The organism is Streptomyces lincolnensis, from assembly GCF_021173675.1.
GTDB classification, from domain to species: Bacteria; Actinomycetota; Actinomycetes; order Streptomycetales; family Streptomycetaceae; genus Streptomyces; species Streptomyces lincolnensis_B.
In genome coordinates this window covers 232,800-247,380 of sequence record NZ_JAIHON010000007.1, presented here as the reverse complement: position 1 = coordinate 247,380, position 14,581 = coordinate 232,800, and the positions used below count along the sequence as shown (strand labels likewise).

The window sequence follows — 14,581 nt, the reverse complement described above, 5'->3', positions numbered from 1 at the left end:
CATGCTGTATTTCACCCTCAGACGGTTCGCGTCCGCCCTCCTGGTGATGTTCTCGATCAGTGTTCTGGTCTTCCTGATCTTCTTCGCCACTCCGGGGGCCGATCCGGCGGCACGTATCGCGGGCCGCAACGCCGATCCGGCCACCCTCGCCCAGGTGCGGCACTCCTTCGGCCTGGACCGCCCGATGCCCGTCCGCTACCTGCTGATGATGCGTCACCTGCTGATCGACCGGGACCTGGAGTCGTTCGTCAACCGCGGCTCCCGGGTCATCCCGCAGATCGTGCAGGCCACCCCGGTCACCCTGTCCCTGGTCATCGGCGCGGCCCTGATCTGGATGACGGCCGGCATCCTCATGGGCACGGCGGCGGCCACCCTGCGCGGCAGGGCCGCCGACCCGCTGATCATGCTGGTCGGCGTGGTGGGCGTGTCGCTGCCGGCCTACTGGCTCGGCGAGGTCGTCAACCTCCTCACCCAGAAGCAGCTGCACGACTCACTCTTCTCCTGGGTGCCACCGCCGGGATACGCCGACCTGAGCGCGGGCCCGGGCCAGTGGGCACTGCACCTGCTCTTCCCCTGGCTGACGCTGGCCCTGCTGTACGCCGGGATCTACGCCCGGCTGCTGCGCGGCGAGGTGGTCACCGCGCTCGGTGAGGACTACGTCCGCACGGCACGGGCCAAGGGCCTGTCCGAGCGGCGGATCCTGCTGCGGCACGCGCTGCGCTGCTCGCTCATCCCGATCGTGTCGTTGTTCGGCCTGGACTTCGGCGCGCTGGTGGGCGGGGCCGCGCTGCTGACCGAGGTGGTCTTCGGGCTGCCCGGCATCGGCAAGCTCACCTTCGACGCCCTCCAGAACCTCGACCTGCCCGTGATCATGGGGACCGTCCTGTACGCGGCGTTCTTCGTGGTCCTCGCCAACGCCCTGGTGGACATCCTGTACGCCCGACTCGACCCGAGGGCCCGCCATGCCTGACCAACCCCTGCTGGACGTACGCGACTTGAGCGTGCGCTTCCGCACCCGCCGAGGCCCCGTCACCGCCGTGGACGGACTCTCCTTCTCCGTGGCACCCGGTGAGGTCCTGGGCGTGGTGGGCGAGTCCGGCTCCGGCAAGAGCGTGTCGATGCTGGCCGTGCTGCGGCTGCTGACCCACCCCGACGTCATGGTGTCCGGTCAGGTCCTCTTCCGCGGCCGCGACCTGCTCGCCCTGCCCGACAAGGAGATGCGGGCGGTGCGCGGCCGGGAGATCGCGATGGTCTTCCAGGACCCGATGACGGCGCTGACCCCCGTCTACACGGTGGGCTGGCAGATCGCCGAGCAGATCCGGGCGCACACGCGGGTCTCCCGAAGGGAGGCGCGGGCCCGTGCCGTGCGGCTGCTGTCGGACGTCGGCATCCCCGACGCCGTCTCGCGGGTCCACGCCTACCCGCACGAGTTCTCCGGCGGTATGCGGCAGCGCGCGGTCATCGCGATGGCTCTCTCGTGCGGCCCCGCGCTGCTGATCGCCGACGAGCCGACCACCGCGCTCGACGTGACCGTGCAGGCGCAGATCCTCGATCTGATGCGGGAGCTCAACGCGCGCGGCTCGGCGATGGTGCTCATCACGCACGACATGGGCGTGGTCTCGCAGATCGCCGACCGGGTCCTGGTCATGTACGGCGGCCGGGCGGCCGAACAGGGCCCGCGGCGGGCCGTGTTCCACGGGCCCCGGCACCCTTACACCTGGGGCCTGCTCGACTCGGTGCCCCGAGTGGGCGGTCCCCGGCTGCGGCGGCTGCCCACCATCGCGGGGATGCCCGTCGCACCGGGGGCGATCCCCGAGGGGTGCGCCTTCGCGCCACGCTGCCGGCTGCGTCACGAACAGTGCGCGGAGCGCCCCGCACTGACCGCCGGCGACGGCGATCCCACGCACCTGGACGCCTGTTGGCTGCCGCCCGACGACCGTACGGGTCTGCGGTTCGAGGCCGGGGAACGAACGGAGGCCACCTCATGACGGAACAGGACGACGCGGTGGCGCTGCGGCAGCCACCGAAGAACGGCACCGTGCTGCTCAAGGCCACGGACGTCACCAAGCACTACCCGCTCTCCCGCCCCCGCCGGGTGCTGCACGCGGTGGACGGCGTCTCCCTGGAGGTGCGCACCGGGGAGACCCTCGGCGTGGTGGGCGAGTCGGGCTGCGGCAAGTCCACCCTCGGCCGCTGCCTGGTCCGGCTCACCGACCTCACCGGCGGCCGGGTCGAGTTCGACGGACAGGACATCAGCACCCTGTCCAACCGCCGACTGCGCCCCGTCCGACCCGGTATGCAACTGGTCTTCCAGGATCCGCAGGCCTCCCTCAACCCCCGCCGCCGCGCCGGGGACATCGTGGCCGAGCCGCTGCTCGTGCACCGCTACGGCGACCGGGCCGCGGTGCGTCGCAGGGTCGCCGAGCTCTTCGACGTCGTAGGACTGGCCGCGGCACATCTGGAGCGCTATCCGCACGAGTTCTCCGGCGGACAGCGCCAGCGCATCGGCATCGCCCGGGCCCTGGCCACCGCCCCGAAGCTGATCGTCGCCGACGAGCCGGTGTCGGCCCTCGACGTGTCGATCCAGGCCCAGGTGCTCAACCTCTTCGCCGATCTCCAGGAGGAGTTCGCGCTCACCTATGTCTTCATCGCCCACGACCTGGGGGTGGTACGGCATGTCTCGGACCGTATCGCCGTCATGTACCTGGGGGAGATCGTCGAACTCGCCGAGACGGAGGCCCTGTACGCCTCACCGGCCCATCCCTACACCCAGGCGCTGCTGTCCGCGGTCCCGGACATCGACGACGGCGGCGCCGCGGCGACCACGGCACACCGGGAACGCGTCGTGCTCACGGGGGAGGTTCCCAGCCCCGTGGACAGACCGACGGGCTGTCCGTTCCGTACCCGCTGCCCGTACGCGCGCGAGCGCTGTGCGGTGGAACGCCCGCGGCTCACGGCGACGGACTCCGGCCGCAGCACCGCCTGTCACTATCCGCTGGTCCCCTGACCGATCCGCCGGCCTCTTGAGCGGAGCGGCTAGGAGACCAGCACGCCGATCTTGTCCATGCGGTGTTCGGGGTTGCCCCGGTCGTCGCGCCAGAAGTTGCCTGCCGCGTTGTCCTCCGGGGTCAGACAGGTGGAGACGGTGATCATGGCCCGGGTGGGGTTCCGGCCGGGGAACCCCGGGACCGCCGCCCGCTGCTCGGCCAGCGAGCGCGGGGAGCGGAAGGACGTCTCCCTGGTCTGCGTGACGACGTACTCGTAGCGGGTGCCGCCCGCCGTCACGAGGATCCGGTCGCCCTCGTCCAGCTCCGGGAGCCGGCGCAGGGGGCCGCCGGCGGACAGGCGGTGGGCCGTGACGAGGTAGTTGCCGATGTCGCCGGGGCCGACGCCGCCCCGCTCGCCGTAGGGGCTGGCGGCGTCGCCGCGGTTCTGGATGCGGGTGCCCGGCCAGTCGTCCGTCGTCCCCTCGTACGGGACCACGCGCAGGCCGGTGACACCGATCGCCGGGATGGTGAGCGAGGCGGTCCGGATCCGGGCGGGGGTCTCACGCGGGGTCGGCGGCACCGATGTCGGGGGCGGGGCCGGGGCGGGCGTACGCGAAGGGGTCGCCTCGGGAGGCGCGGCCGCGCTGCTCGGAGCGGTCGCCGGGCCTTCGGTGGAGCAGCCGAGGAGCGCGGCGACGCCCAGGACTAGGACGGGAAGAGCGCGGTGACGGGACATGGCACTGGGAAGAACGCCCGGAGCCGGACCGGCGTTCCCGTCCCCGCTGCTACTCCGGCGGGGTCGGCGTGTCGTGCGTGCGGTACATCGCCTGGACGTCCAGCTCCAGCTGGACCGTGGGACCGACCACCGCGATCCCGCGGGCCAGCATGGACCGCCAGTTGAGGGTGTAGTCCTCGCGGTGCAGCTCCGCCTTGGCGAGGGCGGCGCAGCGCAGTTCCTCGCCGTAGCCGCCGTTGACCATGCCCAGGTAGGTCGTGTCCAGGGCGACCGAGCGGCTCACGCCGTGCATGGTCAGGGTGCCCTGCAAGGTCCACTTGTTGCCGCCCTTGAAGGCGAAGCGGGTGCTCCGGAAGTCGATGTAGGGGAAGTTCTCGACGTCGAGGAAGTCCGCGGACCGCAGATGGGTGTCCCGGGTGTTGTTGCCGGTGGTGATGCTCGACGCGTCGATGCGGACGTGGACGCGGGACTCGGAGATGTCCGGGGTGACCTGGATGCCGCCCTCGAACCGTTCGAAACGGCCGTGCACATGGGCCATGCCGACGTGCTTGGCGATGAACCGGATCGCCGTGTGGGGCGGGTCGAAGAGCCAGGTGCCGGGCACCGGGAGTTCGGCCTGGCGGCCCGGCTGGAGCCACACCCGCTGTGCGGCGACGCCCGCGTCGGCGACGACCTCGACGGTCTCGCGATGGGGTTCCAGTCCCTGCGCGATGACGAGCACGCTGTAGCTGCCCGGCGGCAGGACGGCCATGAACAGGCCGTACGGGTCGGTCGTGCCACGGGCGGCGACCTGGTGGCTGTGGAGTGCGGTCACCGTCACGTCGGCGCCGCCCAAGGGCTGGTTCACCGGGTCCATGACCTCGCGGACGACGACACCCGCGCCGGCCGGGAGGGGAAGCGTGAGGCCCGCGGCGCCTCCGGAGGCGTTGTTGCGTCGCCGCCGGAGCAGTCCGAGGGGCATGGTGTTCACCTTTCGATATGTGATGTGCGGTTCTTGTCGATATGCGATGTGCGGTTCTGACGGGTCAGGGATTCGTTCGCGGTCGCTCGCCCGCGTACGCCGCTCTCAGGACGCCCAGGACACCGTCCGCGGTGATCTCCCGCGGGTTGGCGTACGCCTGTCCGGTCGCCTCGCGGGCCGCCACCACCAGGTCGGTCTCCTTCAGGCCGAGGCCGGCCAGGGAGCGGGGTGCGCCGAGGCGGCCGGAGAGCTCCCACAGGGCGTGCGGGGCGTCGTCGGTGCCGAGGGCACGGCCGAGCGCGGTCATGGCCTCGGGTGCGGCGGGCGCGTTGTGGGCGAGGGCGTACGGCAGGACCACGGTGTGGGTCTCGGCGTGCGGCAGGCCGAAGGTGCCGCCGAGGACATGGCACAGCTTGTGGTGCAGTCCCATGGTGGTCGCGCCCAGCGCGGCACCGCACAGCCAGGCCCCGTACAGGGCACGGCCGCGGGCGTCCAGGGACTCCGGCGCGTCGGCCACCTGGGGCAGCGCCCTGGCCATCGCCCGTACGCCTTCCTCCGCCATCAGCGAGACCAGCGGCGAGGCGTCCGGCGCGTACAGGGCCTCGGCAGCGTGCGCGATCGCGTTGACGCCGCTGGTCACCGAGAGGGCCACCGGGAGCGAGAGGGTGAGCTCGGGGTCGTAGACGACGCTGCGGGGCAGGACCGACCGGTCGCGGCCGGTGCGTTTGGCGCCGTCCTCGGTCAGGCCCCAGACGGGGGTCATCTCGGAGCCGGAGTACGTCGACGGCACGGCGATCAGCGGCAGGCCGGTGCGCAGCGCGATCGCCTTGCCGAGGCCGATGGCGGAGCCGCCGCCGACGGCCACGCAGCCGTCGGCGCCCGCGGCGCGCGCCACCTCCACGGCCCGCCGGGCGACCTCGGCGGGCACGTGCATACGGGCCTCGGTGTGCAGCCCCGCGCAGGCGTCACCGAGGGCGTCCGCGACCGTCCCGGCCGTGTCGGCGCCGCGCGGCCCGCTGACCACCAACAGGCGGCGCAGACCGAGCCGTCGGGCCTCGTCCGGGGTGGCGGTGACGGCGGCACCGGGCCGCAGGACGACCCGCATGGGCTGGGCCTCGTAGCTGAAGTCCGTGAACTCCCTCATGAACCCTCCGGGTTGAGCACGAGATCGAAGCGGGCGTGCCGGAACGGGTTCGGGATGCCGAACTCCCGTGCCAGGGAGGGGTCGTCGGTCTCGGTGAAGTCCTTGACGAGGCTTTCCTTGACCGCGAACACGGCGTCCGAGTCGAGGTGGTCGCTGCCGGCCACGAAGATGTGCGTGGTGACCGGGGTGTGCCCGGCGGCCGAGGCGATGAAGTGGATGTGGGCCGGGCGGTAGGGGTGCCGGCCGGTCGCGCGCAGGAGGTCGCCGACGGGTCCGTCGGTGGGGATCGGGTAGGGGCTGGGCACGCAGGTGCGGAACCAGAAGCGGCCCTCGCCGTCGGTGGTGAACAGCCCGCGCCCGTTCCCGGGCGGCTGGACCTCGGGCTGCTGGACGTCGTAGTACCCCTGGTCGTTCGCCTGCCAGACGTCGAGGACCGCGCCGGGCAGCGGGGTGCCGTCCCGGGCCAGCACCCGCCCGCTGATCACGCACGGCTCGCCGCCGCCGACCAGGTCGATGTCGGCGCCGAGTTCGCGGACCGGGGACTCGGTCATGTGGAAGGGGCCGAGCACGGTCGACTCGGTCACTCCGCCGCGCTCGTCGCTGTTGATCGTCTCCACGAGCATCGAGACGCCGAGCACGTCCGACAGCAGGACGAACTCCTGCCGGGTGTCCGTGCAGGTCTGCCCGGTCGCCGTAAGGAAGGCGATCGCCCGCTCCCACTCCGCCATGGTCGGCTCCGTCTCGCGGACGAAGGCGTGCAGATGGCGGGTGAGGGCGGCGAGCAGCTCGCGCAGCCGGGGGTCGGCGGTGTCCTCGAAGCTGTCGACGACGGCCTCGGTGATGCGCGTGGTGAACTCTGTGGTCATCCCACTCTCCTGCTCCCGGAGCTGTTCAGGCATGCCCGAGGATCCGCCGCACGGCCCCGGTCAGCAACCGCTCGGCGTGCTCGGCGGACGTGGCCGCGGTGGCGTGCCGGAAGGCGACGTACCCGTCCGGCCGCACCAGGAGCGCTCCGCCGTCGGCGACCTCGCTCAGCCGCGCCCAGTCGCCGTAGGGGTCCTCGTACTCCTGGCCGGGTCCGATGACGACGGTGGCGATCCGAAGGTCCTGGGCCTCGGCGGCCCGCACCCAGTCGGCGCCGCCGATGCCGGTGAGCAGGGTGAAGCGGCCCTGTCCGACCGTGTCGAGCGTGGACAGGGTGCGGGTGCCCGAGGTGATCCAGGCGTGCGGGAGCTTGGCGCCGGGGCGGGAGGTGGGCTGGTGGTACAGCTCGGGGTCGCGGTCGAAACCGGGGTCGTCGGTGTCGTCGGGAACGATCGCGGCGGAGCTCTCGGGGGAATAGCGCTGGTTGAGGTCGACGCCGTGCGCGTTGAACTCGTACACCTTGAACGCGATCGCCTCGCGCAGTCTCGCCCGCTGCTTCTGGGCCGCCTCGGTGTCCTCCTTGCGGGCGGCGATGTTGGCCCACAGCTGCTCGGGGGTCTGCGGGGAGAGTCCGTCGAGCGCCTCGAAGATCGGCGCGGTCTCGCCGATGGACTTGTTGGCGCGGGTGACGATCTGCTTGCCGATCGGGGCGCGTTCGGCGGTGTAGGTGTCCAGCAGCTTCGGGGAGGCGGTGCCGTCGAGGACGAGCTTGAGCTTCCAGGCCAGGTTGTAGGAGTCCTGGATGGAGGTGTTGGAGCCGAGGCCGTTGGACGGCGGGTGGCGGTGCGTGGCGTCTCCGGCGCAGAAGACGCGGCCGTTGGAGTAGGTCTCGGCGTACATCTCGTTGACCGTCCAGGCCGAGGACGACTTGATGGTCACCGGGATCTCGTCGTCGCCGACCAGCTGGCGGACGATCGACTCGGCGTACTCGGTGGTCAGGTCGGGGGCGCCGGCGCTCACGTCGTAGCCCCACACGATCAGCCACTCGTTCCAGGGCCGGACGCAGCGCACCAGGCCGGCGCCGATACCACCGACGGTGGCACCCGGGGCGAGTACCCAGTAGAGGGTGGAGGGCCGGTGCGCGGTGTACTTGCTCAGGTCCGCGTCGAAGACGATGTTGATGCTGCCGGCCACGCCCATCTGGCCGCCCATCGGCAGCCCGGCGTCCTCGGCGACCTGCGAACGGCCGCCGTCGGCGCCGATGAGGTACTTGGCGCGGATGGTGTACTCGTCGCCACGCAGCCGGTCCTCGACGGTGACCGTCACACCGAAAGCGTCCTGGACGAAGGACTTGTAGACGGTGCTGAAGCGCAACCGCGTACCGCGCGCGACCGCCGCGTCGATGAGCACGGGTTCCATGAGGTGCTGGGGCATGTCGCACATGCGGGTGGGGCTGGCGAGGTCGTGCGCGGCCTGCACGAGCGGGTCGTTGCCCCAGGAGCGGACCCGGCCGAGTTCCTCGCCGGCGAGGCTGGTGCAGAACGTCGTGTTGCCCATCAGATGCTGGGGTGTGGCCTTCGCGACGACCTCCTGCTCGACGCCCAGGTCACGCAGCACTTCCATGGTGCGCTGGTTGGTGATGTGCGCCCGGGGCGTGTCGGCGAGGCTCGCGTAGCGGGTGACGACGATGTTCGGGACGCCGTAGGTGCTCAGGGCGAGCGCGGCGGAGGCGCCGGCGGGGCCGCTGCCGACGATCAGTACGTCGGTCACGACATCGGGCTCGACGGTGTGCACGGTAACGCTCCAGGGAATGAGAAATGAGGCCGACCTTCCAAGATCATGTAGAGCGGCGCGCGATCACGGGTGTCTCAGTTTGAGACACCGCGCCGCTCGCGCCAGAGGTTGTTGCGCGTTAAACCGCTCCCGTAGGGTGAACGGCGTCGTGACCACCGCAGAGCATCCCCCGGCCCGCCCCACCCTCGCCTCGCTGCGCAGGGCCCGCACGCTGTTCCTGACAGGGCGGCAACTGCCGGACGAGATCCCCGAGGACATCGCCGCCGCCTGGAGGCGCGCCCGCTTCTTCGGCGTACGGCACGACGTGACGGATCCCTCCCCCGCTTCCCGCGTACGGTCTTCCGCGTCCCCTCTGCTGGCAGCGGCCCGCCCGGTGCTGGAACGGATCGCCCCCACCCTAAGTACGGGGCGACCGGCGCTGGTGCTCACCGACGAGCGGCTGCGGATCCTGTGGGCGACCGGGCTCGCGTCGGACGGCCTCCGGGACCTCTCCGAGCACCTGGTCGGCCACAACAGCGCGGCCCTCGCGCTGCGGACCGGCCGACGCGCCGAGGTGCACGGCCCCGAGCACTTCCTCGACCTGTGGCAGGACGTCTCCGCGGTCAGTGTGCCGCTGCGGGCACTGGAGACCGGCCGGATGCTGGGCACCGTGACGGTGGCCTCCGCCCTCCGCGCCGGGTGCGGGCCGCATCCCGGCGCACCGCTCGCCGAGGCCGCGGCGATCGCCGTCGAGACGGAACTCCTCTCCCGGTCACGGACGGCGGAACGGGTGCTGCTGGACGCGTATCTGCGGGCCGCCGGACAGCCCGGGAGCGCGGTCGTCGCGCTCGACGGACGCAACCGGTTCGTCAGCGAGGCGGCGGAGCGCCTGCTGTCGCCGGAGGGGCTGGAGGCGCTGGAGCGGGGCGCGCTGGCCCTGCGCCTCGGAACGGAACCGGAGGCGGCCCACCCCGCCGACGGGCCGACGGCACCGGCCCCCGCGCCAGCCACTTCCGCCTCACACCACCTCCGCCTTCCGGACGGCACGGGGTGCGACGCGGTCCTCACCCCGGTCCCGCACCTGGGCTCGGTCATCGGTGCCGTCGCCGTACTGGAACCGGTCGGCCACGCGGCGCCGGCCCCGGCCGCGCGGACCGACGTGGGGCTGGCCGGACACTCGGTGCCCTGGCGCCACGCGGTCGCTCGGGCGGTGGAGCTGGCGAGGTGCCCCGAGCCGCTGCTCCTCGTCGGGGAGCGCGGCACCGGGAAGACATCGCTCGCCCGCGAGCTGGTCGCGAACCCGAGGACCTTCGATGCCGCGGAAGGCGAACTCCCCGCCTGTCTCGACGAGTTGGTCTCCGGTCGCCCCCTCCTCATCCGTCACGCCGAGCGGCTGGCACCCCAGGACACGGCGACGCTCAACTCCCTGCTCGACACGCATCCGGGCGTGCCCCTGCTGGCCACCTACACCCCCGGAGCGTCGCCGGGTCCGTGCCTGCAGCGCCTCCTGGACACCCTGGGGGCCCGCACGGTCACCCTGCCGTCCCTCCGCGAACGCCCGGACGACCTGCGGGAGTTGGCCGCGGCACTGACCCCGCACCCCGCACCCGGGCAGCCCCCGCTCACCTGGACGCTGGACGCCCTGCGTGCCCTGGAGGAGCACCCGTGGCCCGGCAATGTCACCGAACTCGCCCATCTGGTCCGGGCGTTGGCCGAGAACCGGCGCGTCACCGGCCCCGTCCGGCGCGCCGAACTACCCGACCCCGTGCGCGAGGGCCCCGCGACCCGCCCCCTCAGTCCGATGGAGCACGCCGAGCGCGCCACGATCCTGGAGACCCTGCGCCTGCACGGCGGCAACAAGGCCCGCACGGCGGCAGCCCTGGGCATCGCCCGCGCGACGCTGTACCGGAAGCTGCGCGGCTACCGCGGCTGACCCGCACGCCTCCGCCCGGCGTGATCCCGCCACAACCCGGCGCTACATGGACATGGATGTCATTGTCATTTACGGTGTTCGGCATACCGGAGCGGCGAACACGATGGGGGTGATCTGCCGTGAGCGGCCGGACGACCCGGCAGCGGAGGGCGGTGCTGCGCGTTCTCGCGGGCTGCCAGGACTTCGTGTCGGCCCAGGAGTTGCACGCGCTTCTGGTCGCCGAGGCCCACTCGATCGGGCTGACCACCGTCTACCGCGCCCTGCGCGAGCTGGAGGCCGACGGCGGGGTGGACGTCGTGCGCGACGAGGCGGCCGGGCGGCTCTATCGGCGCCGCCCCACGGACGGCCACCGCCACTACCTGATCTGCCGCGACTGCGGCCACAGCCTGCCGGTGGAGTCCGGGGTCGTCGAGGAGTGGGCCGACCGGATCGCCGCCGACACCGGGTTCGCGGCGGTGCGGCACACCGTCGAGCTCACCGGCCTGTGCTCCGACTGCCATGCCGGCGGGGACGGCGAGGAGGAGCCGCCGTACGCCTGGGACCACGTCCACTGAGCCCACCGAGAGGGCACTCCCACTCGGGCACCCCTACGTGACACATGCGCAGATCGCTATATGTTAATGTCGCTATGCACGGTCTGCGGGACACCAGCCGCAGGCGCCCATGTCGCACCACCAGGAGCACGTCATGACCACCGCCACCGAGCACCGCACCCACGACAGCCACACGCACACCCATGGTGTGGGCTGCGGCCACGTCGCCATCCCGCACGGCGACCACACCGACTTCGCCCACGACGGCCACGTCCACCGGGTGCACGAGGACCACGTCGACGAGTGCGCCCCCGCCGGCCATGTCGCCCACGAGAGCCACGACCACCAGCACGGCGAGGGCTGCGGCCACGTCGCCGTGCCGCACGAGGACCACGTCGACTACGTGCACGACGGCCACCGGCACGCCGCGCACGAGGGCCACTGGGACGACCACTGAGCCGCGGCCCCTCTCCCGTCCGGCGACGGCATCCCTGATCGGAAATCATTGTCACTTGCTAATATGTGCATGTGACGCCGACTTCCCCTCCCCCGCCGCCCGCGACGGACGAGCCGATACGCGCCCTGGAGGCCGCCAGCGACCTGCTCAAGGCGCTGGCCTCCCCGGTCCGCCTCGGCATCGTGCGGGAACTGTCCGAGGGCGGAAAGTACGTCCACGAACTGGTCGACGCCCTCGGAGTGAGCCAGCCGCTGGTCTCCCAGCACCTCCGGGTCCTGCGCAACTCCCGCATCGTGACGACCCGTCGGCAGGCCCGTGAGATCCAGTACTGCCTCATCGACGAGCACATCGCCCACATCGTGCTGGACGCCATCCGGCACGCACAGGAGTAGCCCGGCACCGTTGCGGCGCGGCGGGCGCCGGGCCTCCCGGCGGGCCGTTCAGCGCAGGCCGACGTCGCCGAGCAGCGGATCCGGGACCGCCGTCCAGCCCTCCCGGCCGAGGGACAGTTCCGCGTCGGTGAGCAGGGCCGCGTCCAGGGCGCGGTGGATCGCCTCGGGGTCGAGGCCGGGACCGGTGAGGGTGATCTCGTTGCGGCGTTCGCCGAAGCAGTCGTCCCAGAACCAGGAGGCCAGCGTGCGCCGTTGAGGCGACGCGGCCTTCCAGGCGTGCGCGTCCGCCGCCTCCAGCCAGCGGCCCGCCTCCTTCAACTCCAGGTGGCTCCCGGCCGAGCGCCAGGTCACGACGGACTCCGGCCGGCTGCACAGCCACAGATGACCGGTGCCGCGCACGACCCGCCACATCACCTCGGGCAGGGCGTCCGCCAGCCGCTCGGGATGCAGCGGTCGGCGGGCCCGCCACAGCACCGATGTCACCCCGCCGTCGACGCCGGTTCGTGCGCGGGGAACCGCCACCGCCTCCAACCGCGCTCGCCACCGCTCCTCCGCCTGCGAAGGCAGCGGCCCGGCGAGGGTGTCGGGCAGTGCGTCGTCCGGGCCGACGGTCACGAGGCGCGCATGCGCGTTGAGATGCGCGGCCAAGGCGACGGCCTCCGACGTCCGCCCGGTGTCCGCGCCGCCCGCCGGGGAGGGGACGACCAGGGCGTCCGCCGCCTCCACCCGTCGGACGGCGACCTCGGCCGGCGTCAGGGGTTCACCGCGCTCACCCCCGCTCCACAGCCGTACACCCCGGTGGACGCAGCCGATGTCGACGGCGAAGGACGCCGGGTCCACGCCGACCACCACCGGGGCCGCCGCGAAGTGGTCCCCGAGGGATCCGCTCGCCACCCGGGCACGCCACAGTTCGACCAGGAAGGGCAGGGCGTCGACGTCCTCGGGCAGGGCGAGGACGACGTGCTCCGCGCCACGGCGGCGCAGGTGGAACAGGTCCTGGCGGAGGACGACCACGGGGTCGCCCGTGGCGCTCAGGCAGGTCTCCCCCACCGCCGTTCCGGCGCCCGACAGGAAACGCTGGACGACCGGATACCCCTCGTCCCGCGCCTCGATCGTCACGGCCAGCAGCACCGGGCGCGGGGACAGCCGTAGCAACCGGTCGACCACCGTGCCCCGGACGGCCGGTGTGTCGCCGAGCGCCACGCTCAACAGGGCCTTGGGCACGCGGACGCCCCTTCAGTTGAGGTGGGCGACGTGCCGCGGGGCGGGCGCCGCGCGCAGGCGGTCGGGCAGGGTCCCGTCGTCCGGCATGCCGGCCCGCAGCCAGACTCCGACGGCCGCGGCGTCGGCGTCGGTGCGGAGCGGGCCGAGGCGGACGACCGCCCCGGTGGGCCTGCGGTCCGCGGCGCAGGGCTGCACGGCGGCGTACAGGCCGTGCTCGCGTCGGCAGTGCAGTACGCGTGCCAGGCAGCCGGTGGAGACCATGACCCCGTGGGGGCAGGCGCGGACCGCGTGCCGCAGCCCGTCCATCACCTCGTGCGGGGCGTCGCAGGAGGCGCAGGTGACAAGGGTGAAAGGACGCCCCCGACGGCCGTCCGCGGCATCGCTCATGTCCGCACCTTCCCTGCTATTGAAAATGGTTCCCATTTTTATAGCACACGAGTCCGCCATCCCGAGGGCGCAGATCGACGCGTCAAGTCTTGGCAATGATCGGCACATCAAACGGGTACGAACGCAGTTCTGACATTCGTTTTCATCTAGCCTGAGCGCGCCCGGTCGACGCGGACCGGCCCATATCCCCGTATCCCTCGCGAACATCCCTGTTCACGCCTGTCGTGGAGGAACCATGCCCACGCCCTCGTCCCGGCGCCTCGCCCTGATCACCGGCGCCTCCCTCGCCTTCCTGGCAGGCTGCTCCAGCTCGTCGGACTCCGGCAGTGACACCAGCGGCTCCCACCAGCCCGCCGCCTCGTCCCAGGTCGCCGTGGTGGCCTCGACCAACGTCTACGGCGACATCACCGAGCAGATAGGCGGCGACAAGGTCAGCGTCACGTCGATCATCAGCGACCCCGACCAGGACCCGCACTCCTACGAGGCCAACACCCAGAACCAGTTGGCCCTGTCCAAGGCGAAGGTCGTCATCGAGAACGGCGGCGGCTACGACGACTTCGTCGACCGCATGCTGAAGAGCAGCAACTCCTCCGCCGAGGTCATCAACGCCGTCAAGGTGTCCGGCAAGACCGCCCCGAAGGGCGGCGAGCTCAACGAGCACGTCTGGTACGACTTCCCCACCGTCGCCAAGGTCACCGACAGCATCGCCGCCGCCCTGGGCAAGGCCGACCCGGGCTCCGCCGCCACCTTCACCAAGAACGCCGAGGCCTTCAAGGCGAAGCTGAAGCCGCTGGAGGCGAAGGAGGCGCAGATCAAGAAGGAGCACGGCGGGGAGGGCGTGGCCATCACCGAGCCGGTGCCGCTGTACATGCTCGACGCGAGCGGTCTGGTGGACAAGACGCCCGCCGCGTTCAGCGAGGCCATCGAGGAGGGCGACGACGTCTCCCCCAAGGTCCTCCAGGCCACGCTCGCCCTGTTCTCCGCCAAGCAGGTCAAGGCGCTGGTGTACAACGCGCAGACCTCCGGCCCGCAGACCGAGAAGTCCGAGGCGGCGGCCAAGGCGGCCGGCATCCCCGTCGTACCGGTGACCGAGACCCTGCCCCAGGGCAAGGACTACCTCGGCTGGATGACCGACAACGTCGACGCGCTCGCGGGCGCGCTGGACAAGTGAGCCGGCCGGTCACGGCCGC

Annotated in this window: 15 protein-coding genes; 8 read left to right on the top strand and 7 right to left on the bottom strand. The window is 72.1% G+C overall.

From position 1 onward, the window contains the following. Position 1 precedes the first annotated feature (1 nt). The 3 genes from K4B79_RS22130 to K4B79_RS22120 are packed head-to-tail and all read left to right on the top strand — an operon-like array spanning position 2 to position 3,007. Positions 2-970 carry an ABC transporter permease gene (locus K4B79_RS22130; RefSeq protein ID WP_232028589.1) on the top strand — a complete coding sequence of 323 codons (969 nt, stop codon included), beginning with the start codon at positions 2-4 and terminating at the stop codon, positions 968-970. Beyond that, positions 963-1,988 (top strand): ABC transporter ATP-binding protein, encoded by a 1,026-nt coding sequence (locus tag K4B79_RS22125; RefSeq protein WP_232028588.1) that lies wholly within the window; start codon positions 963-965, stop codon positions 1,986-1,988. Before K4B79_RS22130 ends, K4B79_RS22125 begins: the two co-directional genes overlap by 8 nt. Further along, positions 1,985-3,007 carry an ABC transporter ATP-binding protein gene (locus K4B79_RS22120; protein ID WP_232028587.1) on the top strand — a complete coding sequence of 341 codons (1,023 nt, stop codon included), beginning with the start codon at positions 1,985-1,987 and terminating at the stop codon, positions 3,005-3,007. Before K4B79_RS22125 ends, K4B79_RS22120 begins: the two co-directional genes overlap by 4 nt. Positions 3,008-3,036: 29 nt before the next feature. Here K4B79_RS22120 and K4B79_RS22115 read toward each other — a convergent pair whose 3' ends face one another. The 5 genes from K4B79_RS22115 to K4B79_RS22095 form a co-directional block, all read right to left on the bottom strand. Further along, positions 3,037-3,723: a class E sortase gene (locus K4B79_RS22115; RefSeq protein ID WP_232028586.1), complete on the bottom strand. Its 687-nt coding sequence runs from the start codon at positions 3,721-3,723 to the stop codon at positions 3,037-3,039. Between the two features lie 49 nt (positions 3,724-3,772). Beyond that, the gene (locus tag K4B79_RS22110; protein WP_232028585.1) at positions 3,773-4,684 is read right to left on the bottom strand and encodes a YceI family protein; all 912 of its coding nucleotides are present in this window, start codon (positions 4,682-4,684) and stop codon (positions 3,773-3,775) included. A 64-nt stretch (positions 4,685-4,748) separates the two neighbouring features. Further along, on the bottom strand, positions 4,749-5,828 hold the full coding sequence (locus K4B79_RS22105) for a maleylacetate reductase (protein WP_232028583.1): 1,080 nt from the start codon (positions 5,826-5,828) through the stop codon (positions 4,749-4,751). After that, complete coding sequence (locus tag K4B79_RS22100; protein ID WP_232028582.1) at positions 5,825-6,694, bottom strand: intradiol ring-cleavage dioxygenase; 870 nt, start codon at positions 6,692-6,694, stop codon at positions 5,825-5,827. The genes K4B79_RS22105 and K4B79_RS22100 overlap by 4 nt, the downstream gene beginning before the upstream one ends. Positions 6,695-6,719: 25 nt before the next feature. Next, complete coding sequence (locus K4B79_RS22095; RefSeq protein WP_232028580.1) at positions 6,720-8,486, bottom strand: FAD-dependent oxidoreductase; 1,767 nt, start codon at positions 8,484-8,486, stop codon at positions 6,720-6,722. Between the two features lie 148 nt (positions 8,487-8,634). On the opposite strand from K4B79_RS22095, the gene K4B79_RS22090 reads away from it, so the two are divergent. The 4 genes from K4B79_RS22090 to K4B79_RS22075 all read left to right on the top strand — a co-directional run bounded on the left by K4B79_RS22090 (position 8,635) and on the right by K4B79_RS22075 (position 11,780). Beyond that, positions 8,635-10,398 (top strand): helix-turn-helix domain-containing protein, encoded by a 1,764-nt coding sequence (locus K4B79_RS22090; RefSeq protein WP_232028579.1) that lies wholly within the window; start codon positions 8,635-8,637, stop codon positions 10,396-10,398. 119 nt (positions 10,399-10,517) lie between these two features. Then, a complete protein-coding gene (locus K4B79_RS22085) occupies positions 10,518-10,952 on the top strand; it encodes a Fur family transcriptional regulator (protein ID WP_232028577.1) in 435 nt (144 codons plus the stop codon). A 133-nt stretch (positions 10,953-11,085) separates the two neighbouring features. Continuing rightward, positions 11,086-11,388: a hypothetical protein gene (locus tag K4B79_RS22080; RefSeq protein WP_232028575.1), complete on the top strand. Its 303-nt coding sequence runs from the start codon at positions 11,086-11,088 to the stop codon at positions 11,386-11,388. Between the two features lie 71 nt (positions 11,389-11,459). Continuing rightward, a complete protein-coding gene (locus K4B79_RS22075; protein WP_232028573.1) occupies positions 11,460-11,780 on the top strand; it encodes an ArsR/SmtB family transcription factor in 321 nt (106 codons plus the stop codon). 48 nt (positions 11,781-11,828) lie between these two features. Here K4B79_RS22075 and K4B79_RS47860 read toward each other — a convergent pair whose 3' ends face one another. Next, positions 11,829-13,004 (bottom strand): CobW C-terminal domain-containing protein, encoded by a 1,176-nt coding sequence (locus tag K4B79_RS47860; protein WP_308280462.1) that lies wholly within the window; start codon positions 13,002-13,004, stop codon positions 11,829-11,831. 12 nt (positions 13,005-13,016) lie between these two features. Further along, positions 13,017-13,391, bottom strand: a complete 375-nt coding sequence (locus tag K4B79_RS22065) for a hypothetical protein (RefSeq protein WP_232028570.1) — start codon at positions 13,389-13,391, stop codon at positions 13,017-13,019. 235 nt (positions 13,392-13,626) lie between these two features. Between K4B79_RS22065 and K4B79_RS22060 the strand changes: the two genes are divergently transcribed. Beyond that, positions 13,627-14,562 carry a metal ABC transporter solute-binding protein, Zn/Mn family gene (locus K4B79_RS22060; RefSeq protein ID WP_232028569.1) on the top strand — a complete coding sequence of 312 codons (936 nt, stop codon included), beginning with the start codon at positions 13,627-13,629 and terminating at the stop codon, positions 14,560-14,562. Positions 14,563-14,581: the final 19 nt, after the last annotated feature.